The 21,363-nt window shown below is 65.7% G+C and carries 20 protein-coding genes; 9 read left to right on the top strand and 11 right to left on the bottom strand.

Annotated elements, in window-relative coordinates; genetic code table 11:
* Positions 1 to 87: 87 nt before the first annotated feature.
* Positions 88 to 1,083, bottom strand: a complete 996-nt coding sequence (locus tag NLM32_RS40070; RefSeq protein ID WP_254135535.1) for a hypothetical protein — start codon at positions 1,081 to 1,083, stop codon at positions 88 to 90.
* Positions 1,084 to 1,365: 282 nt separating this feature from the next.
* Between NLM32_RS40070 and NLM32_RS40075 the strand changes: the two genes are divergently transcribed.
* Positions 1,366 to 1,737: a Crp/Fnr family transcriptional regulator gene (locus tag NLM32_RS40075; RefSeq protein ID WP_254134161.1), complete on the top strand. Its 372-nt coding sequence runs from the start codon at positions 1,366 to 1,368 to the stop codon at positions 1,735 to 1,737.
* A complete protein-coding gene (locus NLM32_RS40080) occupies positions 1,734 to 2,546 on the top strand; it encodes an MBL fold metallo-hydrolase (RefSeq protein WP_254134162.1) in 813 nt (270 codons plus the stop codon). The genes NLM32_RS40075 and NLM32_RS40080 overlap by 4 nt, the downstream gene beginning before the upstream one ends.
* Before the next feature lie 41 nt (positions 2,547 to 2,587).
* Here the strand turns inward: NLM32_RS40080 and NLM32_RS40085 are convergent, their stop codons facing one another.
* The 3 genes from NLM32_RS40085 to NLM32_RS40095 all read right to left on the bottom strand — a co-directional run bounded on the left by NLM32_RS40085 (position 2,588) and on the right by NLM32_RS40095 (position 4,716).
* Positions 2,588 to 3,085: a TPM domain-containing protein gene (locus NLM32_RS40085; protein WP_254134163.1), complete on the bottom strand. Its 498-nt coding sequence runs from the start codon at positions 3,083 to 3,085 to the stop codon at positions 2,588 to 2,590.
* 2 nt (positions 3,086 to 3,087) lie between these two features.
* Positions 3,088 to 3,975 carry a YgcG family protein gene (locus NLM32_RS40090; protein WP_254134164.1) on the bottom strand — a complete coding sequence of 296 codons (888 nt, stop codon included), beginning with the start codon at positions 3,973 to 3,975 and terminating at the stop codon, positions 3,088 to 3,090.
* A 132-nt stretch (positions 3,976 to 4,107) separates the two neighbouring features.
* Positions 4,108 to 4,716, bottom strand: coding sequence for a LemA family protein (locus NLM32_RS40095; protein ID WP_254134165.1), 609 nt, complete (start codon positions 4,714 to 4,716; stop codon positions 4,108 to 4,110).
* Positions 4,717 to 4,887: 171 nt separating this feature from the next.
* On the opposite strand from NLM32_RS40095, the gene NLM32_RS40100 reads away from it, so the two are divergent.
* From NLM32_RS40100 to NLM32_RS40110, 3 genes are read left to right on the top strand one after another with little or no spacing between them, the layout of a single operon-like run.
* A complete protein-coding gene (locus NLM32_RS40100; RefSeq protein ID WP_254134166.1) occupies positions 4,888 to 5,739 on the top strand; it encodes an enoyl-CoA hydratase in 852 nt (283 codons plus the stop codon).
* A gap of 4 nt (positions 5,740 to 5,743) precedes the next feature.
* Positions 5,744 to 6,892, top strand: a complete 1,149-nt coding sequence (locus tag NLM32_RS40105; RefSeq protein WP_254134167.1) for an acyl-CoA dehydrogenase family protein — start codon at positions 5,744 to 5,746, stop codon at positions 6,890 to 6,892.
* 15 nt (positions 6,893 to 6,907) lie between these two features.
* Positions 6,908 to 8,104: an acyl-CoA dehydrogenase family protein gene (locus NLM32_RS40110; RefSeq protein ID WP_254134168.1), complete on the top strand. Its 1,197-nt coding sequence runs from the start codon at positions 6,908 to 6,910 to the stop codon at positions 8,102 to 8,104.
* Positions 8,105 to 8,306: 202 nt separating this feature from the next.
* On the opposite strand, the gene NLM32_RS40115 is transcribed toward NLM32_RS40110, so the two are convergent.
* Both NLM32_RS40115 and NLM32_RS40120 read right to left on the bottom strand, forming a co-directional pair.
* Positions 8,307 to 10,628, bottom strand: a complete 2,322-nt coding sequence (locus NLM32_RS40115) for a xanthine dehydrogenase family protein molybdopterin-binding subunit (RefSeq protein ID WP_254134169.1) — start codon at positions 10,626 to 10,628, stop codon at positions 8,307 to 8,309.
* 113 nt (positions 10,629 to 10,741) lie between these two features.
* Positions 10,742 to 11,617, bottom strand: a complete 876-nt coding sequence (locus NLM32_RS40120; RefSeq protein ID WP_254134170.1) for a dihydrodipicolinate synthase family protein — start codon at positions 11,615 to 11,617, stop codon at positions 10,742 to 10,744.
* 192 nt (positions 11,618 to 11,809) lie between these two features.
* Here NLM32_RS40120 and NLM32_RS40125 point away from each other — a divergent pair, with 192 nt between their 5' ends.
* Positions 11,810 to 12,562, top strand: coding sequence for a transporter (locus NLM32_RS40125; RefSeq protein WP_254134171.1), 753 nt, complete (start codon positions 11,810 to 11,812; stop codon positions 12,560 to 12,562).
* Between the two features lie 22 nt (positions 12,563 to 12,584).
* Here NLM32_RS40125 and NLM32_RS40130 read toward each other — a convergent pair whose 3' ends face one another.
* On the bottom strand, positions 12,585 to 13,550 hold the full coding sequence (locus tag NLM32_RS40130) for a VOC family protein (RefSeq protein ID WP_254134172.1): 966 nt from the start codon (positions 13,548 to 13,550) through the stop codon (positions 12,585 to 12,587).
* A 180-nt stretch (positions 13,551 to 13,730) separates the two neighbouring features.
* On the opposite strand from NLM32_RS40130, the gene NLM32_RS40135 reads away from it, so the two are divergent.
* Positions 13,731 to 14,597 (top strand): S1C family serine protease, encoded by an 867-nt coding sequence (locus NLM32_RS40135; RefSeq protein ID WP_254134173.1) that lies wholly within the window; start codon positions 13,731 to 13,733, stop codon positions 14,595 to 14,597.
* The gene (locus NLM32_RS40140) at positions 14,594 to 14,965 is read left to right on the top strand and encodes a response regulator transcription factor (RefSeq protein WP_254134174.1); all 372 of its coding nucleotides are present in this window, start codon (positions 14,594 to 14,596) and stop codon (positions 14,963 to 14,965) included. Before NLM32_RS40135 ends, NLM32_RS40140 begins: the two co-directional genes overlap by 4 nt.
* Here the strand turns inward: NLM32_RS40140 and NLM32_RS40145 are convergent.
* From NLM32_RS40145 to NLM32_RS40160, 4 genes are all read right to left on the bottom strand, one after another.
* A complete protein-coding gene (locus tag NLM32_RS40145; RefSeq protein WP_254134175.1) occupies positions 14,960 to 16,030 on the bottom strand; it encodes a HAMP domain-containing sensor histidine kinase in 1,071 nt (356 codons plus the stop codon). The genes NLM32_RS40140 and NLM32_RS40145 overlap by 6 nt on opposite strands.
* Positions 16,017 to 16,709 carry a response regulator transcription factor gene (locus tag NLM32_RS40150; protein ID WP_254134176.1) on the bottom strand — a complete coding sequence of 231 codons (693 nt, stop codon included), beginning with the start codon at positions 16,707 to 16,709 and terminating at the stop codon, positions 16,017 to 16,019. Before NLM32_RS40150 ends, NLM32_RS40145 begins: the two co-directional genes overlap by 14 nt.
* Positions 16,710 to 16,806: 97 nt before the next feature.
* Complete coding sequence (locus tag NLM32_RS40155) at positions 16,807 to 17,313, bottom strand: hypothetical protein (RefSeq protein WP_254134177.1); 507 nt, start codon at positions 17,311 to 17,313, stop codon at positions 16,807 to 16,809.
* Between the two features lie 117 nt (positions 17,314 to 17,430).
* Positions 17,431 to 19,764 carry a Tex family protein gene (locus NLM32_RS40160; RefSeq protein WP_254134178.1) on the bottom strand — a complete coding sequence of 778 codons (2,334 nt, stop codon included), beginning with the start codon at positions 19,762 to 19,764 and terminating at the stop codon, positions 17,431 to 17,433.
* A gap of 489 nt (positions 19,765 to 20,253) precedes the next feature.
* Here NLM32_RS40160 and NLM32_RS40165 point away from each other — a divergent pair, with 489 nt between their 5' ends.
* The gene (locus NLM32_RS40165) at positions 20,254 to 21,363 is read left to right on the top strand and encodes a ring-opening amidohydrolase (RefSeq protein WP_254134179.1); all 1,110 of its coding nucleotides are present in this window, start codon (positions 20,254 to 20,256) and stop codon (positions 21,361 to 21,363) included.

The raw sequence follows: 21,363 nt of genomic DNA on the forward strand, positions 1-21,363 counted from the left end.
CTAACACCGCGTGAGCACGCCTATTCAAGCAAAAAGGCGCTTCACATCGTGGTGAAGCGCCTCTTTGAAAGTTCAGATATCGGTCGCTTAGCGCGAGACGATCAGACCCTTGCTGGTGACGACCACCCAGCGGCCGTCCTGGCGCCGGATCGCATCGACGCGGCCGATGCCCGGAATGGGATCGCCGGCATAGACCTCGTACAGGCCATCCCGGCCCTCGATCAGCGCGCCGCCATTGGCGACGTCGCGGAGCCTCCAGCCGTCAACCGTCGGCAGGCGGCCAACCTCGGTCTTGGGCGCGGCCGGCGCGGGAGCCGGGGCAGCAGCGGCCGTCGCGACCTGGGTCGGGGCCGGTGCGATCGAGCCGGTGGTCTCCTTCGCGGGCGCCGCGGCTGCGGCCTGCTGCGCCGGGGCTACCGGCGGCGTCGCGCGGAGCTTGTCGACGGTCTCGGACAGTTTTGCGAGCTTGGCGATCGGTTCGGCCTGCGCCTTCTCGAGCTTGTCGAGACGGTCGTTGGCCCGATTGAGCTGGCTGACGCCGGTCTTCGAATTGTGCTCGACATTGGCCTTGAGCGCGACGATGTCGGCATCGATCCGGGAGACGGACGCATCCAGCGCGCTGGTATCGGCAATCTGCGCCGGCGCGGGGCTGGCAAAATGCATCATGCCGGCGGTCGCGAGCGCGCCGCTGACGGCGCCGACGCAGGCTGCGATCGCCACGACGGCGGCCATGGCCGAGAAGCGGCGCTTGCTGCCGGTGTCACGCACCTCGTCGGCCTTCACATGCGGGGCAAACTCTTCACGATCCCAGGATCGCTCCGAGGGCGCCATGACAATGAGCTTGCCGGGCTTCGGCTCGGGCTTGGTCTCGGCCTGCGGTGCGGCACTGATCCTGGGCACCTCGATCCGCGGCGGCTCGACCTTCGGCGGCTCGATCTTCGGCGGCTCGACCTGCGGAGCGTCCGCTTTCGGCGGCGCCTCATGGTCGGGGGCGATCGAGGGGGCCTCGATGCCGGCGGCAGCCTCGACGGCCTGCGCGGTTGCGGCGGCGTCGGCGGCTTCCTGGCCGGCCAATTCGGGCATTGCTTCGCTCACGGCTCAAATACTCCAGTCTGGGTTGACTTTTTGGTAACTTTCATTGCTTGCGAATTCCTTACCTCCGGACCCGCTTACCGAAATTTTAGGAACTCGTCCGAGGCCGAATTGGGTCGGGAAAGTGGAACCGGCGTGGCGCCGTGCAACAAATTGTCAGCCGATGCTGCCTTGCGGTAGGCCGCGCGCCTTAGCCGAAGGGGTTGTTTGCCCGTCATTGTTCCGCGGCTAACATGAGCCCGTCCCGTCAGCCAGAAGGCGTTTGGGGGTGTCATGACGATCGAGAAATGCATCAACGCGTTTGCTGTCGATGACGTCATCTTCGAGGAGGGCTCGACCGGCCGAGAGCTGTTCGTCGTGCTCGACGGCGAGGTCGAGATCGCCAAGGTCGACGGCGCGCGCAAGACCAGCATCATCAAGCTCGGCAAGGGCGAGTTCTTCGGCGAGATGGCCGTGATCGACGGCTCGGCGCGTTCGGCCACCGCGATCGCGTCGGCGCCGAACACGAAGGTGATGCGGATCAACCACGCGCGCTTCGTCTATCTCGTCAGCCAGCAACCGGCGTTCGCGCTGATGGTGATGGATGCGCTGTCGAAACGACTGCGCGCCTCCAACGCCGTCACCTACCGGGCAGCGCAATCATGAGCGAGCGGAAGCCGACCGCATTCCCGATCCTGATGAAGAACGACACCTGCTCGCTGATCCAGGCGGCCGATGACGTCTACCAGATCCGATTTTCCAACCGCGCGGCCAACGCCTATCTAGTGCGCGGCTCGGCGCGCACCATTTTGATCGATGTAGGCCTCTCCTCGAACTATCCGGCGATGGTCGAATGCCTGAACTTCGTCGACTGCCCGCCCGAGAAGATCGACATGGTGGTGCTGAGCCACGAGCATCTCGACCATATCGGCGCGGCCTGGCACTTCAACGAGCGCCGCACCTATGTTGCCGCCCATCGGCTTGCCGCCAACAAGATCATGCTGCGCGACGACTTTTCCATGCTGCGCAAGATGTTCAACGAGCCGAACGTGCCGATTAATATCGACATCTGGCTCGAGGAAGGCAATCTGATCGACCTCGGCAATTTCCGCCTCAACGTGATGTACACGCCGGGCCATACCTCGGCCTGCATCACGCTGTTCGAGCAGGACAAGGGCCTGTTGTTCGCCGCCGACACCTTGATGCCCGGCGGTGTGATGGGCGGCGTGTTCGGCTCCGGCAGCATCGCCGACTACATCCAGTCGCTGGAGCGCATCAAGGGGCTGAACACCAGGATCCTGCTGTCAGGGCATGGGAGGCTGTCGGACACGCCGCAGGAGGACGTGCGCATCGCCATTGCGCGGTCGCACGGCCTGCTGGAGGACACCGCGCAATTGTTCGATGCGCTGGATGCGCGCTCGAACTTCGAGCCGATCATGCAGTCGGTGCGGGATCTGAACAAGCTGGATGATTGAGCCACACCTGTGGTCCTGGCTCTCGCCAGGACGACAAAGGGTCACATCACCACCGGCTCATCCGGCAGCTCGTTCGGGTGCGGGCCCGCCGGCGGGAAATGTTTCGCCAGCTCCCGCGACACTGCCGCGATGCCGTCGATCACGCCACGCTCGAACTGGCCGGCTCCGAACTCCGCTTCCATCGCGCGGCAGATCGTCTCCCAGCCGGCGGCGCCGACCTTCGCGTCGATGCCGCGGTCGGCGATGATCTCGACATCGCGGTCGGCGAGCAGCAGGTAGATCAGCACGCCGTTGTTGTGTGCCGTGTCCCAGATCCGCAGATGCGAGAACAGGTCGAGCGCTCGCTCGCGGGCATGCTGGTTGCGGAACAGCGGACGGCCGTCGAGCGCGCCTTCGACGACGAAGCGGACCTGGCCGGAATGCGTGGTTTCGCTGCTCTTGATCGCCTGCTCGATGCGGTCGAGCACGTCTTGCGGAAACGCCTGCCTCGCACGCCAATGGTGCTGGAAGAGATGCCGGGTGATGCGCCCAATGCCCATGACTACCAGCTCCCCGAGGCGCCGCCGCCACCAAAGCTGCCGCCGCCCCCGCTAAAACTGCCGCTGTCGCTCGACGACGATCCGCTGCTCCAGCCTCCCGACGAGGAGCCGCCCGACCACGCCCCGCCGCGCGACGACCCCGTCGATGCCGGGAAGAGATCGGCGATGAAGGACAGCACGAAGCCGATGATCCCCGCGAGCAGCGCTAACGCACCGGATCCGATGATGAGCAGCGCCAGGAGGCCGATCACGCTGCCGGTCGCGACCGAGCCCAGCAGCCGCCCCAATAGCGCGCGCAGGAAGCCGCCAACAACGAGCGAGCCGAACAGCGCGACGGGGACAAGCGGCCCGATATCGTCGAGATTGGCAAAATTCACGCTGCGTGAGGGCGCCGGCAACGGCTCGCCGTCGACCACGCGCATCATCCGCTCGGCGCCGGCCGAGATGCCGCCGGCGAAATCGCCTTCCCTGAATTTCGGCGTGATGACCTCGTCGATGATCCGCCGCGAGGTCACGTCGGTGAGCGCGCCTTCGAGGCCGTAACCGACCTCGATGCGCAGATGCCGATCGTTCTTGGCGACGACGAGGATCGCGCCGTCGTCGACCTTGTTGCGGCCGATCTTCCAGGCCTCGGCGACGCGGATGGAGAACTGCTCGATCGTCTCCGGGTCCGTCGTCGGCACGATCAGCACGGCGATCTGGCTGCCCTTCCGCTTTTCGAAATCAGCGAGCTTCTGCGACAGCGCGGCGACATCGCTGCTCGACAGCGTACCGGTGCGGTCGACCACGCGGCCGGTGAGCTGTGGCACCGCGACGTCGGCCGCGGCTGCAAACGCGAAGGCGAGGAAGAACGTTGCAACGATCGTTGCACACCACACCCGCAGTGTCATCGCCCGGCTTGACCGGGCGATCCAGTATTCCAGAGACGCCAGAAGGTTGCGGAGAAGCCGCGGCGTACTGGATTCCCCGCTTTCGCGGGGAATGACAGTGGTGAGTGGCGCGCGCATCGGAGCCGGACGCGCTTACTTCGACGGTGCGGGCGCGGTGTTGAAATCGACCTTCGGTGCGGTCGAGATTTCCTTCTCGTTCTCGACCGAGAAATTCGGCTTCTCCTTGTAGCCGAACATCATCGCCGTGAGGTTGTTCGGGAACGATCGGACGGTGACGTTGTAGTCCTGCACCGCCTTGATGTAGCGGTTGCGCGCGACCGTGATGCGGTTCTCGGTTCCCTCGAGCTGCGACATCAGGTCCTTGAACAGGGCATCCGACTTGAGTTGCGGATAGTTTTCCGTGACCACGAGCAGCCGGGACAATGCGCTGGAGAGCTCGCCCTGCGCGGCCTGAAACTTCTGGAGCGCCGCAGGGTCGTTCAACACCTCCGGCGTCGCCTGGATGCTGCCGACCTTGGCGCGGGCATTGGTGACGCCGAGCAGCACGTCCTTTTCCTGCTGCGCAAAGCCCTTCACCGAATTAACCAGATTGGGCACGAGATCGGCGCGGCGTTGATACTGGTTCACCACCTCGGACCAGTTGGCCTTGATCTGCTCATCCTGGCTCTGGATCGCGTTGTAGCCGCAATTCGTCAGGCTGAGCGAGGCCAGTGCCGCCAGCACGGTCAGGATCTTGCGCATGGAAATTTCTCCCGGTGGAATCGAGGGCAAACTACCAGATTGAGCGCGCAGGACGCCAGATGTCCCGACGGACGGCGCCGAAAGCAGCCGGCTGACGCAAGCCTCTTGCCTATCACCGGGCGACATAGTCAACTCCAAGCAAACAAGACGAAAAATCCAGGGGAGCGCGCCATGTCCTCGTTCGAGACCATCCTCGTGGAGCGGCCGGAGCCGGCGATCGCCAGGGTCGTCATGAACCGGCCCGAAGCGCGCAATGCGCAGAACCTGCAAATGACCTACGACCTCAACGCCGCCTTCGACGCGGCGGTCCAGGACGACGCGGTCAAGGTGATCATCCTCGCCGGCAACGGGCCGCACTTCTCCTCCGGCCACGATCTGCGTCCCGGGGCTAAGAATGCCGCCGGCGCGGATTTTCCGCCGATCGGGAATTGGGGCGGCTTTGCCGAGACCAACGCCCATGGCCGTTTCGCGCGCGAGCAGGAGATATATCTCCAGATCACACGGCGCTGGCGCAACCTGGCGAAGCCGACCATCGCCGAGGTGCATGGCAAGTGCATCGCCGGTGGTTTGATGCTGGCCTGGGCCTGCGACCTCATCATCGCCAGCGACGACGCGCAGTTCTGCGACCCCGTCGTCACCATGGGCGTCTGCGGCGTCGAATGGTTCGTACACCCTTGGGAGCTCGGCCCGCGCAAGGCCAAGGAATTTCTGTTCACGGCCGACAGCTGGAGCGCCGAGGAGGCGCATCAGCTCGGCATGGTGAACCAGGTCGTACCACGCGCGGAGCTTTCATCGCGCGTGATGGAGCTGGCGCGGCGGATCGCGTCAAAACCGTCCTTTGCACTGAAGCTGACTAAGGAGGCCGTGAACCGCTCCGTCGACGTGATGGGCCAGCCCGCCGCGATCGACCAGGCCTTTGCGCTGCATCAACTCTGTCACGCCCACAATCTTCAGGAGTTCGGCATGGTGGTCGACCCGTCCGGACTGCACCCCTCCGTGCGCAAGCCGGCGGCCGCGGAGTAAGGACATGGATCTCAATCTCACCGACGAGCAACGGCTGCTGCGCGAGAGTGCGGAACGCTTCGTGGCCGAGAGCTACGATGCCGACCACCGCCGCAAGACGGCCAACGATCCACTCGGCTTCAGCCCCGCGGTGTGGAAGCAGTTCGCCGAGCTCGGCTGGCTGGCGCTGCCGATCCCTGAAGAGTTTGACGGGCTCGGCGGCGGGCCGGTCGAGATCGGCATCTTGATGGAGGCGTTCGGCCGTGGGCTGGTGTCCGAGCCCTATGTCGCAACGGTCGTGCTCGGCGCTGCACTGATCGAGCGATGCGGCAGCACGGCGCAGAAGCAGGCGAGCCTGCCCAAGATCGCAGACGGCTCATTGAAGCTCGCGTTTGCGCATTCCGAGCGCGCCGCGCGGTTCGACCTGGCAAAGGTCGCGACATCAGCGACCAAGACGGCGCAGGGCTGGCGTCTTGCCGGCAGCAAGATCGCCGTGCTCGACGGCCATGCCGCCGACGAGATCATCGTCTCCGCGCATCTGCACGATCATCACGGACCATCGGGGCGGATCGGCCTGTTTCTGGTGCCGGCGACGGCGCCGGGGCTTTCGATCTCCGACTATCCGCGCCTCGGCGGCGGGCGCGCTTGCAACATCGAGCTCTCCGATGTGCAGCTGCCAGCAGATGCCCTGCTCGGCGACGGCAAGGACGCGCTGCCGGCGATCGAGTGGGCCGTCGACCGCACCATGGCTGCGCTCGGCGCGGAAGCCGTCGGCATCATGCAGACGCTGCTCGATACCACGCTCGACTACACCAAGATCAGGAAGCAATTCGGCCGGCCGTTGTCCGCCAACCAGGTGATCCGCCATCGCCTCGCCGACATGGCCATCCAGGTCGACGAAGCCCGCTCCATGGCCCTGCGCGCCGCGCTGAAGGCCGATAGCGCGCCGGTCGAGCGGGCCCGCGCCGCTTCGGCTGCGAAGGCGAAGATCGGCAAATGCGCCCGCTTCGTCGGCGAGCAATCGATCCAGCTCCACGGCGGCATGGGTGTCACCGAGGAGCTCGAGGTCGGCGCCTATTTCAAGCGGCTTGTCGCCTTCGACACGCTGTTCGGCGGCAGCGCGCATCATTACGGCCGCCATGCCCAGCTCGGCCGCACCACTCAACCTGCCTGACACCGGGAGCGCATCATGGACCTGTCGTTCAATGCCGAGGAGCGCGCCTTCCAGAGCGAGGTGCGCGGTTTCATCGCCAAAAATCTCACCGAGGAGATGAAACGCGCCACCGCGCTGACGCCGTCGGTGTTCTCCGATCCTGATATCGGCATGGCCTGGCAGCGCGCGCTGCACAAGCAGGGCTGGGGCGCGCCGGGCTGGCCCGTGGATCATGGCGGCCCGAACTGGACGCCGGCGCAGCGCTGGATCTTCGAGAGCGAATGCGCGCGCGCCGGCGTGCCCAATGTCAACGTGATGGGCGTGAAGATGGTCGGGCCCGTCATCATCGGCTTCGGCTCGCCCGAGCAGAAGAATTTTTACCTGCCGCGCATTCTCTCCGGTGAGGACTATTGGTGCCAGGGCTATTCCGAGCCGGGCTCCGGCTCCGATCTCTCCTCGCTGAAGACGCGCGCAGTGCGCGACGGCGACGATTACATCATCAACGGCACCAAGATCTGGACCACGCATGCACACCACGCCAACCGCATGTTCGCACTCGTGCGCACCAGCGACGGCCCGCGGCAGCAGGACGGCATCAGTTTCATTCTGATCGACATGAAGACCCCGGGGATTACGACGCGCCCCATCCTCACCATCGGCGGCGACCACGAGGTCAACCAGGTATTCTTCGACGACGTGCGCGTGCCCGTGGCCAACCGCGTCGGCGACGAAGGCAAGGGCTGGACCTACGGCAAGTACCTGCTCGAGTTCGAGCGCGGCTCGGGCATCGCATCCGCCAAGCTGCGGGAAGGGCTGCGCGCCATCACCGAGCTGGCGGAGTCCGATCTCACGGGACGCGCGATCGACAGCCCTGAGATCGCGTCCCGCATCTCCGAGGTCGAGGTCGACATCGACGCGCTGGAGATGACCGAACTGCGCGTACTCTCGGCGCTCCAGACCGGCCAGAATCCCGGCGCGGTGTCGTCGATTCTGAAGCTGCGCAACAGCGAAATCCGGCAAGCCGTGACGAAGCTCGGCGTCGACGTGATCGGCCACGATGCGCTCGCCGTCGAACCGATGCGCCCGCTCTACAAGCTCAACCACGAGCCGGCGCTGCCGGAGGACATGCTGACGGTGGTGCCCGAATATCTCAACGGCCGCGCCTACACGATCTTCGGCGGCACGTCGGAGATCCAGCGCGATATCATTGCGAAGATGATGCTGGGGATCTAGCGAGACTGGCGCTCCACACTCCGCCGTCGTCCCGGACAAGCGAAGCGCAGATCCGGGACCCATAACCACAGGGAGATGTGGTTACGGGGACTCGGAGTGACCGGCTTCGCGTCAAACTCCGCCCTGTGGTTATGGGTCCCGGGCTCGCGCTGCGCGCGCCCCGGGACGACGGTTGTGGTTGCCGTGACAGCAGAGACTATAGTTAGACAGCCTTCGCGTCCTTGATCGCCTTCCAGATTTTCTGCGGCGTCAGGGGCGTGTTCAGCTGGCTGATGCCGAGTTCGGCCAGCGCATCGATCACGCCGTTGGTGACGCAGGGCGGGCCGCCGATGGCGCCGGATTCGCCGCAGCCCTTGGCGCCGAGCGGGTTGGTGCGGCAGGGCGCGGAATCATCCAGCGTCACCACGATCGGCGGGACGTCATCGGCGCGCGGGATGCAGTAATCCTGGTAGCTCGCGGTCAGGAGCTGGCCGTCGGCATCGTATGACACGCCCTCGTACAGCGCCTGACCGATGCCCTGCGCGACGCCGCCATGGATCTGCCCCGTCACCAGCATCGGGTTCACGGCAACGCCGACGTCGTCGACGGTGGTGTAGCGCACGACCTTGGAAACACCGGTCTCCGGATCGATCTCGACCTCGCAAATATGCGTGCCGTTCGGCCAGCTCGGACCGTCGACCTCGCCTTCGGAATCGACGCTGAGCTTGGCGCCGGTTTCCTTCTCGGCAATGTCGAACAGGCTGATGCGGCGGTCGGTGCCGACCACGGTGAGCATGCCGCCCTGATACTCGATGTCCTCGACCGAGGTCTCGAGCACATTCGCCGCCTTCTCACGCGCCTTCTGGATCAGGTCGTTGGAGGAGACGGCGACCGCCGTGCCGCCGACGAACAGCGAGCGCGAGCCGACGCTGCCAAAGCCCATCGCCAGATCAGTGTCGCCCTGGACGACGTCGATCTTGTCCATGGGAATGCCGAGCGTATCGGAGATCATCTGGGTGTAGGTGGTCTGCAGCCCCTGCCCCATCGCCATGGTGCCGGAATGCAGCACGACGCGGCCCTGCGAGGTCGCGTGCAGGCTGACCTTTTCAGTGTGGGCGCGACCGCCGGTCCATTCGATGTAGGAGGTGAGCCCGCGGCCATAGAGCAGGCCCTTCTTCTTCGCGGCCTTCTTGCGCGCGGCAAAGCCGTCCCAGTCGGCCAGCTTCACGGCGCGGTCGAGCATGTGGGCGAAGGCGCCGGAGTCGTAAACCTGGCCGGCGGCGTTGGTGTAGGGCAGCTGCGCCGGCTTGATGTAGTTGGCTTTACGGATCGCGCGCGGATCGATGCCGATTTTTCGCGCGGCGGCGTCGAACAGTCGCTCGACGATGAAGACAGCCTCAGGGCGGCCCGCGCCGCGATAGGCACCGACCGGTGCGGTGTGGGTCATCACCGACTTGACCTCGAAATGAACCAGCGGCAGGTCGTAGACACCGGTCTGCACGAACGGACCGAGCACCAGCGGAATGATGTTGGCCGCGCCCGAGGAATAGGCGCCGGTGCAGCCGATCGAGGTGACGCGATAGGCCAGCACCTTGCCCTTCTCGTCCAGCGCGAAGGACGCCGTCGAGGTGAGATCGCGGCCATGGGTGCCACCGACGAATTCGTCGGTACGGTCACCGCGCCAGCGGATCTTCCTGTTCAGCTTGGTCGCGACATAGGCGACGATGCCGTCTTCCGGATAGAGGTTAGTCTTCTGGCCGAAACCGCCGCCGATGTCGCCGACCAGCACGCGCACGCTGTCCTTGGGACGCTTCAGCACGGCTTCGGCCAGCACGTCGCGGGTCGAGGCCGGGGTCTGCGATTGAACATGCAGGAGGAGACGGCCGGTCTTCTTGTCGATCTCGGCAATGGTCGAGCGCGGCTCCATCGCCGACGGCACCAGGCGCTGGCTGACGAGATCGAGCTCGACGGTGTGCGCGGCCTTGGCGAAGGCCTCATCCACCTTGGCGGCATCGCCATAGCTCATCGCACCGACGATGTTGTCGGGCGCCTCAGGCCACACCACCGGCGCGCCGGGTTTGACTGCCTCGACGGGGTCGACCACGGCGGGCTGCACGTCGTATTCGACCACGATCGCTTCAGCCGCGCTCTGGGCTTCCGCACGCGACGAAGCCACCACCGCCGCCACCGCCTCGCCGGTGTAGCGCACGACCTCATGGGCGAGCAGCCGTCGCGGCGGCACGGTCATCGGCTTGCCGTCGGGGCGCTTGAAGATGCTCAGGGTCGGAATGGTGCCGACGTCGTCCTTGATCAGATCGGCGCCGGTGTAGATGGCGGTGACGCCGGGCATCGATACCGCGGCGCTGGTGTCGATCGAGAGGATCTTCGCGTGCGCATGCGGCGAGCGCAGCACGTGCAACCACAACGCGCCGTCCTCCGGCTTGTCGTCGATGAATTGACCCTTCCCGGTGAGCAGCCGCTGGTCTTCCAAACGCTTGACGGGCTGGCCCGCTCCGAAACGCAAATTGCCGGGAAGAATGTTCATTCCGCTGGGTCCTCTAAGCCTCAAAGTGCGGCCGCCTTTTAGCGGATCGAGGCAGGCGAGACCAGCTGCGGTTTTAGGCGGAAATCCCGCGATTTCGGCATAGCGAGACGAGGTTAAGCCAGCTCTTTGAGCGCCGCTTCCACGATCTTGCGCGCTTCCGCGGTGAGAGCTGCCTGCGGCGGGACGGGGTCGCCGACGTCATAGCCCTGGATCGCGAGACCGGCCTTGATGCAGGCCGCGAGATTGAAGCGGGCGAAGGCCTCGTTGATGCGCCACAGCCTGCGCTGGAGCGCCATGGCCTCGTCCCAGCGGCCGGCCTGGCAGAGATCGTAGAGTGCCACGCTCTGGCGCGGGATGATGCAGGCCGGGCCCGCCATCCAGCCGAGGCCGCCGATCAGCATCACCGCAGCCGGGATGTGGGCGGAGGCCGAGAACACGCGCAGGCGATCGCCGCAGCGGTTCATGATCGACAGCAAGCGCCCGGTGTTGGTCGAGGCGTCCTTGATGTAACCAATGCGCGGATGCTCGGCGAGGCGCGCGATGACATCGAGGGTCAGATCCGAGCGCTGGAATTGCGGATTGGTGTAGATCACGACGGGAATGTCCACGGCATCAGCGATGCTGCGGAAATAGGATTCGACCTGGGCATCTGCGAGCGGAAAGTAGGCCTCGAGGATCGCCAGGATGCCGTTGGCGCCGAGCTTCTGGTAGGCCTGCGCCTGCGCCACCGCATCGGCCGTCGAGGTCGACGCAACGCCGGCCACCACAGGCACGCGGCCCTTCGCAGCCTCGATCGTGGTCTGCACCACCGCCATGCGCTGTGCGGCGTTGAGATAGGCGAACTCACCGGTCGAGCCCAGCGGCGTCAGCCCGTGCACGCCGGCACCGATCAAATCGTCGCAGAGCTTTGCGAGCACGTCCGTTCGCACCGCGCCGTCAGTGCCGACGGGCGAGACGAGATAGGGAAAGACGCCGCGAAAATCGGTCATGTCGGGAATAAAATCCGGGGAAGCGAGTCTTGTCTGGCAGGCGCGCGATCCAACGCGTGCTACCATGGGGTCCTATTGCCAGCAAGCGACCTGCTTTCGAAGAGCGTATTTGTGGTTTGGGGAATTGTCCTGCAGCGTTGGCGGGCGTCGTTGTGTTGCGTCGGCCTCCTCGCCGCGGCGCTATGTCCCGGCATGGCTCGGGCCGGTGAATGCCCCGCGCCGCAATCGGAGATCGCGACCGATCGTCCCGACGTAACCAATTCCAGCCTGGTCGTGCCTGATGGCAGCATCCAGATCGAGAACGGCCTCAACACGTCCAGCCAGAGCGCCGGCAAGGGCTTTGACGGCAGCAACAGCCGTCTTCGCTTCGGCATCGCGCCGTGCCTCGAAGTGCTGGTCGACGTGCCGAGCTATGTCGGGCGTTTGACCGGCACGGTCGATACCGGTTTCACCAACGTCACCCCTGGCGTGAAGTGGCAGGTCAGCGGACTGCCAGAGCCTGCGAACCTCTCGGTGGTGTTCGGCGTCGGCCTGCCGACCGGCACGCCCGCGATCACCGGCGCAGGCCTTCAACCCTATCTGCAATTCCCCTGGTCTTACGAACTCGGCGGCGGCTGGGGCATCAGCGGCATGTTCACGAGCTTCTTCCGGCCATCGGATCCGGGCAACCACCAGACCAGCGAAGCAACCTTCGTGATCGAGCGCAAGGTTAGCGAGAAGCTGGCGCTGTTCGCCGAATATGTCAGCGACACGCCATCGCGCGGCGCGAGCACGGCGCTGCTCAATGTCGGTGGCGGCTATCTCCTGAACCGGACCGAGCAAATCGATTTCCACCTGGCCTTCGGCCTCAACCGGAATTCGCCGGACTACATCATCGGCGTCGGCTATTCCTACCGCTGGGACAACGTCCTCGGCCCGGCCGCGCGACCGATGCTTCGGCGTTGACCAAGCTGGTCAGCGCGGCCGCTCACACCTTGAGCAGGCGCACCCGCGTGCCCCAGGGATCGACCGCCTCGACGCCGTCCGGCAGCTGCGCCACCCGGGCGCCGCCCTTGCGCAGGCGTTCTTCCTGCGCGGCGAGCAGCTCCTGCTTCTCCGTCACCAGCGAAAACCAGGCGAGCCCGGTCATGGCATCGTCGCGCTGGCCTGCGCCCTGGCTCTGCCAGACGTTCATGCCGAGATGGTGGTGATAGCGCCCCGACGACAGGAACGCGGCGCCGTTGCGACTGCGGGTCGGGTCGAGGCCAATCGTTCCGTGGTAAAAGTTCTGCGCCTGCGCGAGATCGCCGACACGCAAATGCATATGGCCGACCCGCATCCCGTCCGGCGCCTTCGCATAGTCGCTGACGCGCGTGTTGGTCAGCGACAGCAAATCGGGAATGTTGAGCTCATCGGTCGCCATCTGCACGCTGCCCTCGCTCCACTGCCATTGCGAGGGATCCCGATCGGCATAGACCTCGATGCCGTTACCTTCGGGGTCGTCGAGATAGACGGACTCGCTGACGAGGTGATCGGCAAAGCCCGAAAGCTTCACGCGGTGCGAGGCCGCGTGCACCAGCCAGCGCGCCAGGTCTTTTCGTGTCGGCATCAGGAAGGCGGTGTGGTAGAGGCCGGCGGTGTTGCGCGGCTCGATCGCGGCGTCGGGACGAGCTTCCAGCACCAGCAGCGTGATACCGGCGGTGCCGAGCTTCGCGGCGGCGCTGGAGCGCTCCATCACGGTGAGCCCGATGACGTCGCGGTAGTAGTCGGCGACCTTGTCGAGATTCTTCACCCGCAGCGTCACCATGCCGACCCGCATCGGCGTACGGCTGGCATAGGTCGGCCCGCCGCCTTGCGGATTGCCCTCGGCGCGCGCGGCGGCCGCGGCCGCCATCGCGAGCGAGCTGGCACCGGCGAGTTGAAGCAGGGTGCGGCGGGTGAGGTCGATGGTCATCGGTCGGGGCTCGCTGACATCCTTGAGGCCATATCACGCAATTCGGGGATTGCTACACGTTCCCGTGAGCGGCTCCCAATCACATGTTCGTCGGCCGTGGCCCAGGGCGGACTGGCCACCCGGCCAGTTTCGCAATGGCCCGTGACATCCCAGATTGTGGACAGCTTACAGGAGCCTTCCATGACCGACTTCACTCCTCTCACCTCGCTATCGTCCGCGCTCGCGGATGTCGTGGCGCGCATCGCGCCGTCCGTCGTCTCCGTGCATTCGCATCGCTCCCGCTCGACCGGCTTCGTCTGGAAGCCCGGCCTGATCGTGACCGCCGACGAGGCGCTGGCGGACGAGGGCGAGGTCCAGATCGTGCTTGCCGACAGCAGCACGGCCCTGGCCACCGTCGTGGGCCGCGACCACACCACCGATATCGCGCTGCTGCGCGCCGACACCAACCTCGCGCCGGTCAGGCTCGCCGCAACGGTCCCCGCCCTCGGCGCGCTGTCGGTCGTGGTCGCCACCAATCGCGATGCGCCCAGCGCGGCGCTCGGGATGGTATCGGTATCCGGCAAGGGCTGGCGCTCCTTGCGCGGCGGCGAGATCGATACGCGGATCGAGCTCGATGTCCGCTTGCGTTCGAGCCAGGAAGGCGGCCTTGCCGTCGATGCCTCCGGCGAGGCCTTCGGCATGACCGTGCTCGGACCGCGGCGCGTGCTGGTGATCCCGACGGCGACGATCGAGCGGGTCGCGGCGCAACTCGAAACGCGCGGCCGCATCGCGCGCGGGTATCTCGGGCTCGGACTGCAGCCGCTCCGGCTCGACGATGGCATCGGCGCGATGGTGATGAATGTCGACAAGGCGGGTCCCGCCGCCACAGCCGGCATCCGTCAGGGCGACGTGATCGTCGCGGTCAATGAGCAGAAGCTCTCCGGCGTACGCGCGCTGTTGCGAACGCTGGGCCCGGCGAGCGTCGGCCAGGTGGTCGATGTCGCGGTCCGTCGCGGCGGCGAGCCGGCGAGCTTCAAGGTCACGATCGGCGAAAGGCCAGAGGCGTGAGCGAGGACAACGCACCCGAGATCGTGCTGTCCCTGGAGATCGACGATCCCACGCTGGCCGACCGCCTCGCGACGCTGCTCGGCAGCGTCGCGGGGCTTCGCCTTGCTGCGCCCGGCGAGACCGCCACGGCGAGCGTCGTCGCGCGCGATCCGCGTGTCATGCCGGAAGACATCGCACTAACGCAGCGTGAGCTAGATGTGCTGGCGCTGATGGCGGAAGGCGCCTCCAACAAGATGATCGCGCGGCAGCTCAGCATCTCCGTGCACACCGTGAAATTCCATGTCGGCTCGCTGCTGGACAAGCTCGATGCCACCGGCCGCACCGACGCCGTCGCGCATGCGGCGCGCCGCGGCGTGATCGAGCTATAGCGCGACCGGGAATTTGAGTTCGACGGTCAGGCCCGGCGCGTTGTCACGCAGCGCGATCTCGGCGCCGTGGAGGCGCGATACCGCCGCGACCAGGCTCAGGCCCAGACCGTTGCCGGGCGTATAGCGGCTCTGTTCGAGCCGGTAGAAGCGTTTGAAGACGTGATCATGCTGATCGGCGGCAATGCCCGGACCGTCATCGGCGATGGCGATCGTCGCGCTGGTGCCGGCATAACGGCAGGTCACGGTCACCTGTCCGCCGGCGCGGCCGTGCTTGATCGCGTTGTCGACCAGATTGGCGATGGCATCGAACAAGAGGTCGCGATCGCCGGTTACGGCAACGTCGCGGTCGCCGCCAAGGCTCATGCGCGTCGCGACCTGTTCGGCGGCGGCGTCATAGAGTTCGACGACCTCGCCGGCGATCTCGGCAAGATTGAGCGCGCGAAACGCGCTGCGGCGAGCGCGGGTCTCGATCTCCGAGATCCGCGTGATCGAGGCGAACATGCCGAGCACCGCATCGAGGTCGGCGATGGTATCGCCGATCAGGGCGGCATCGGCCTCACTGTTGCGCTCGTGGTGATAGGCCTTTTCCAGCCGGCCGCGCATGCGCGTCAGCGGCGTGCGCAGATCATGGGCGACATTGTCGCTGACCTGCTTGACTTCGCCCATCAGCGTCTCGATGCGATCGAGCATCTGATTGAGGTTTTCGGCGACGCGGTCCCACTCGTCATGGCTGCCGCGCAGGGGAATGCGCCGGTCGAGGCCGGACAGCATGATGGCGCGGCTGGTGGCATTGATCTCCTCGATCCGCCCGACCGTGCGTCGCGTCACCAGCACGGCGGCGAGACCGGCCAGCACGACCAGCAGCACCGCAACTGCGACCATCGCCAGCTCGAGCATCGCGACGAAGCCTGAGTGGTCGCCGACATCGCCGACCCGGCTCCGCACAAAGGCGAGCGTGCCGAAATAGACATAGGCCATGATGGCCGCGACGATCAGGCCGAAGATCGCGATCGCGATCAGCGCCAGGCGGAAGGTCGAGGAACGAAGCGTGTCAGCCAGGAGCACGGAGGCAATATCCAATGCCGCGAATGGTGTGGATCAAAGGATAGGCCTGGGCATCGTCGACCTTGCGACGGACGCGTCCGACATAGACGTCGATGATGTTGGTGGAGGGATCGAAATGCAGGTCCCAGACATGCTGGAGCAGCATCGCGCGGGAGACGACGCGGCCTTCGTTGCGCACGAGATATTCGAGCAATTGAAACTCGCGCGGCAGCAGCGGAATCTTGCGGCCGCGGCGGCTGGCATTGCGTGCGATCAGATCCACCGCGAGATCGCCGACGCGCAGAATCGTTTCCTTGGCGATGGTCTCGCTGCGGCGGCCGAGCGCCTCGAGGCGGGCGAGCAACTCGACGAAGGAAAACGGCTTGACGAGGTAATCGTCGCCGCCGGCACGCAAGCCGCGCACACGGTCATCGACCTCGCCGAGCGCGGAGATGATCAGGAAGGGCGAGGCAACGCCGTCATCGCGCATCTGCCGCATCACGGCGATGCCATCGATGTCGGGCAGCATGCGGTCGATCGTGATCACGGCATAGTCGCGCGCAACGCCGTGGCTGAGGGCTTCGCGCCCCGTAGCGGCGAGGTCGACGTCATAGCCGGACATCGTCAGCTCCTCGACGAGCTGGCCTGCAGTTTCCGGATCGTCCTCGACGACCAGGATGCGACGGTGGCCTCCGGTCATGACAAACTCCGAGCGACGATCGCCACCAGACTATCCCGTTCCGGGGCTGAGCGGAACTGCCTGGTGGCGATCGCGACAATGGTGCGGTACGGCGATGCTAGTACCAATTTTCCCCGCACACATTGACCCATTGCCACCCATAGGGCGTCAAGCTCCTGCGCCAGCAGCCGTCGTCGTAATAATTGGCGTAGTAGAAGGGCGCACCGATGAAGGCGAACCGGTGGAAGCGATGATGCCGGAAGAAGAAGGCGTGGCGGCCGATGAACGGCCTGCCGTGCCAGCCGGCGCCGGCGAAACGCGGCCCAAAGGCCGCGCGGGTCGCCAATGGGGCACCGGCAAAGCGCGGCCCAAAGGCAGCGTGGGCCGCCATCGGCGAGCCAGCGAAGCGGGCGCCGCTGAAATGAGCACCGCCCATGCCGCCGAAGTGCATGCCGCCGCCCATACCGCCGACGTGCATCCCTCCACCACCGAAATGGCCACCACCGCCAAAGCCGCCGCCGTGACCGCCGCCGCCACCACCACCCCGGGCGAGAACGGGCGATGCAAGTGCCAGCGCCGCGACGACGGTCGCCGCGACGAGGCGAGTGAGACGTCTGTTGTTCATCGGAAATCCTCCATGCAGCGCGGCAACACGCGCCGCGCGGGGAGGATCAGATGAGAAGAAAGAGCCCTCTCCTTCAACTTACAAATGCGCCAGATTCTGACGCGGGTGTTAGGGAGGCTACGCCCGCTTGCCGTTGTTCTTCTCGGCCGCACGACGCATCGCTTCGGCGAGCGCGCCACCGCCGGAAGATTCCTGCTGGCGCGGGGCCGATGACGTCATGCGGTTGGTGTTGCGCGTGTTGTCGCGCTGCATGCCGGGGGCGTCCTTCTTGGCGCCGACCTCGTCGTCGAGGCGCAGCGTCAGCGAGATGCGCTTGCGGGCGACCTCGAAGTCCAGCACCTTCACCTTGACGATGTCGCCGGGCTTCACCACCTCGCGCGGATCCTTGATGAAGGTTTTCGACATCGCCGAGATGTGGACGAGGCCGTCCTGGTGCACGCCGATGTCGACGAACGCGCCGAAGGCGGCGACGTTGGTCACGGTACCCTCGAGGATCATGCCCTTCTGGAGATGCTTGATCTCCTCGACGCCCTCCTTGAACACCGCGGCCTTGAACGCCGGACGCGGGTCGCGACCGGGCTTTTCCAATTCGCGCAGAATGTCGGTGACGGTCGGCAGACCGAAGGTCTCGTCGACGAAATCCTTCGGCTTCAGCGTACGGACGACCTCGCTGGAGCCAATCAGCGCCTTGATGTCGCTCTTGGTCGCGGCGAGAATCCGGCGCACCACCGGATAGGCTTCCGGATGCACGCCGGAGGCATCGAGCGGGTCTTCGCCGCCGAGGATGCGCAGGAAGCCGGCGCACTGCTCGAACGCCTTCGGCCCGAGCCGTGGTACTTCCTTCAGCGCCTTGCGCGACTTGAACGGACCGTTGGCATCGCGATGCGCGACGATGCTCTGCGCCAGGCCGGAGCCAACGCCCGACACGCGCGCGAGCAGCGGCGCGGACGCCGTGTTGACGTCGACGCCGACCGCGTTCACGCAGTCTTCGACCACGGCATCGAGCGATTTGGCGAGCTTGGCCTGGCCGAGATCGTGCTGATACTGGCCGACGCCGATCGCCTTGGGCTCGATCTTGACGAGCTCGGCGAGCGGATCCTGCAGACGACGGGCAATCGAAACCGCACCGCGCAGGGTGACGTCGAGATCGGGCAATTCCTCCGAGGCGAAAGCCGAGGCCGAGTACACCGACGCGCCGGCTTCCGACACCACGATCTTGGACATCTTCAGCTCGGCGAGGCCCTTGACGAGATCGCCCGCGAGCTTGTCGGTTTCGCGCGAGGCGGTGCCGTTGCCGATCGCAATCAGTTCGACGCGGTGCTTGATTGCGAGCTTGCCGAGGATCGCCAGCGACTCGTTCCACTGCCGCTGCGGCTCGTGCGGATAGATCACGGCGGTATCGACCACCTTGCCGGTCGCATCGGTGACGGCGACCTTGACGCCGGTGCGGTAGCCGGGATCGAGACCCATGGTGGCGCGGGTGCCGGCGGGCGCCGCCAGCAGCAGATCGCGCAGGTTCGAGGCGAACACGCGGACGGCCTCGGTCTCGGCCGCATTCCACAGCCGCATGCGCAGATCGATATTGAGATGCACCTGGATCTTGGTGCGCCAGGCCCAGCGCACGGTGTCGATCAGCCAGCGATCGCCGGCGCGCTTGAGGTCGGCGATGCCGAACCGCTTCATGATCTTCAATTCATAGGCGCCCGGGACACCCGCCGGCGGCACCTCGGCCTCGGCCTGGATCTGGAGATCGAGGATCTCTTCCTTCTCGCCGCGGAACATCGCGAGGATGCGGTGCGAGGGCAATTTGGTCAGCGGCTCGGAGAACTCAAAATAGTCGGCGAATTTTTCGCCCTCGGTCTTCTTGCCGTCGCGCACCTTCGAGGCCATGCGCGCGTTGGTCCACATCTCCTCGCGCAACACGCCGATCAAATCGGCGTCTTCGTCGAAACGTTCGACCAGGATGGCACGGGCGCCGTCGAGCGCGGCCACCGCATCGGCAACGCCCTTCTCGGCGTTGATGAAGCCTTCGGCGACGACCTTGGGATCGTTGCCGGACTCCGCGATCAGTTGGTTGGCGAGCGGCTCGAGGCCGGCCTCCTTGGCGATCTCGGCCTTGGTGCGGCGCTTCGGCTTGAACGGCAGATAGATGTCTTCGAGGCGTGCCTTGCTGTCGGCGGCGAGGATGGAGGCTTCGAGTGCGGCGTCGAGCTTGCCCTGCTCGCGGACTGATTCGAGGATCGCCTTGCGGCGATCTTCCAGCTCGCGGAGATAGCCCAGGCGCTCCTCCAGGGTGCGCAATTGCGCGTCGTCGAGCGCACCGGTCGCTTCCTTGCGGTAGCGCGCGATGAAGGGAACCGTGGCGCCGCCGTCGAGCAACGCCACCGTCGCCTCGACCTGCTCTGCCCGTACCCCAAGCTCCTGCGCAATTTTCTGGTTGATATTTGCCACGCGAGAATCCCTCTATATCCAAGCACGCGACGCAAACCGAAATCCGGCCGCGGGACGCCGCTTATGGACCAACCGAGGTTGATTCATCAAGGTGCGGCGCGCAACCGTCGACAGAGGATTTTTTTGCGGGACCGATGCGGTCTCGCCACAATCTTGGGGATGTCGCGGGGCACACATGAAGTCCTGTAGGATGGGTAGAGCACTTGCGAAACCCATCAACTCTTCTTCCAATCGGAGACATGATGGGTTTCGCTGCGCTCGACCCATCCTACGGCCTCGCAGACACACCTTCGCACCCTCGCGGCGCGTTTCGCCCGAGGGGAGTTGTTTGGCGAAGACTCGTCGTTTGGTACTGATATCGAGCGCAATCGATGGATCACGCGGTATGGGTCCTGGCTTTCGCCAGGACGATATCGGGGATTGACATCCACCCCGCTTCCACGGCTGGTTGGGCCTGCCGGACCATCGAACTTCCCACGAGGACACTCCATGCGGACGACATCGGTCGGCGTCTTCAAGGTCGCCACCAAGGGCCCCGGCGACGTTTCCGGCCTCATGAGCCTGATCGTTTCAGGCGCGATCGATCCGGCCGCCATCCTGGCAATCCTGGGCAAGACGGAGGGCAATGGCGGCGTCAACGATTTCACCCGGGAATATGCCGTCGCCGCGCTGTGCACGGCGCTGGCGCCAAAGCTCGATCTGACGCCGCACGAGGTCGAGCAGCGCATTGCGTTCGTGATGTCCGGCGGCACCGAGGGCGTGCTCAGCCCGCACATCACGGTGTTCACGCGCCAGCAGGTTGCGAAGCCGCTCACAGGCATCTCCGGCAAGCGCCTGAGCATCGGCATGGCGCAGACCCGCGATTTCCTGCCCGAAGAGCTCGGCCGCTCGGCACAGATCACCGAGACCGCCAAGGCGGTGAAGGCCGCGATGGCGGATGCCGGCATCAGCGATGCCGCTGACGTCCATTTCGTCCAGATCAAGTGCCCGTTGCTGACCAGCGAGCGTGTCGAGGCCGCGAGCGCGCGCGGCAGCAAGACGGCGACGATCAGCGCCTACAGCTCGATGGCCTATTCGCGCGGCGCCTCCGCGCTCGGGGTTGCGGTCGCGCTCGGCGAGATATCTCCCGATCTTCGCGACCAGGACGTGCTGCACCGCTACGATCTGTTCTCGAAGGTCGCCTCGACCTCGTCAGGGATCGAGCTGATGCACAACGTTGTCATCGTGCTCGGCAATTCGGGAGGCTCCGCGAGCGAATTCGAGATCGGGCATGCCGTGATGAGCGACGCGATCGATGCGCCTGCGGTGGTATCCGCGTTGACAAGTGTTGGCCTTGACATCGCGCCGCAAACCAGCACCGGCCGCCAGCTCGTCAACGTCTTCGCCAAGGCCGAGGCCTCGCCGGACGGCACCGTGCGCGGCTTCCGCCACACCATGCTCGAGGACACCGATATCAGCTCGACACGCCATGCCCGCGCGGCGGTCGGCGGCTTGATCGCCGGCCTTGCCGGCACCGGCGCGGTCTACGTCTCCGGCGGCGCCGAGCATCAGGGGCCCGCCGGCGGTGGACCGGTTGCGGCGATCGCAAGGCTGCTTTAA

This window comes from Bradyrhizobium sp. CCGUVB14 (assembly GCF_024199935.1).
Lineage (GTDB): Bacteria > Pseudomonadota > Alphaproteobacteria > Rhizobiales > Xanthobacteraceae > Bradyrhizobium.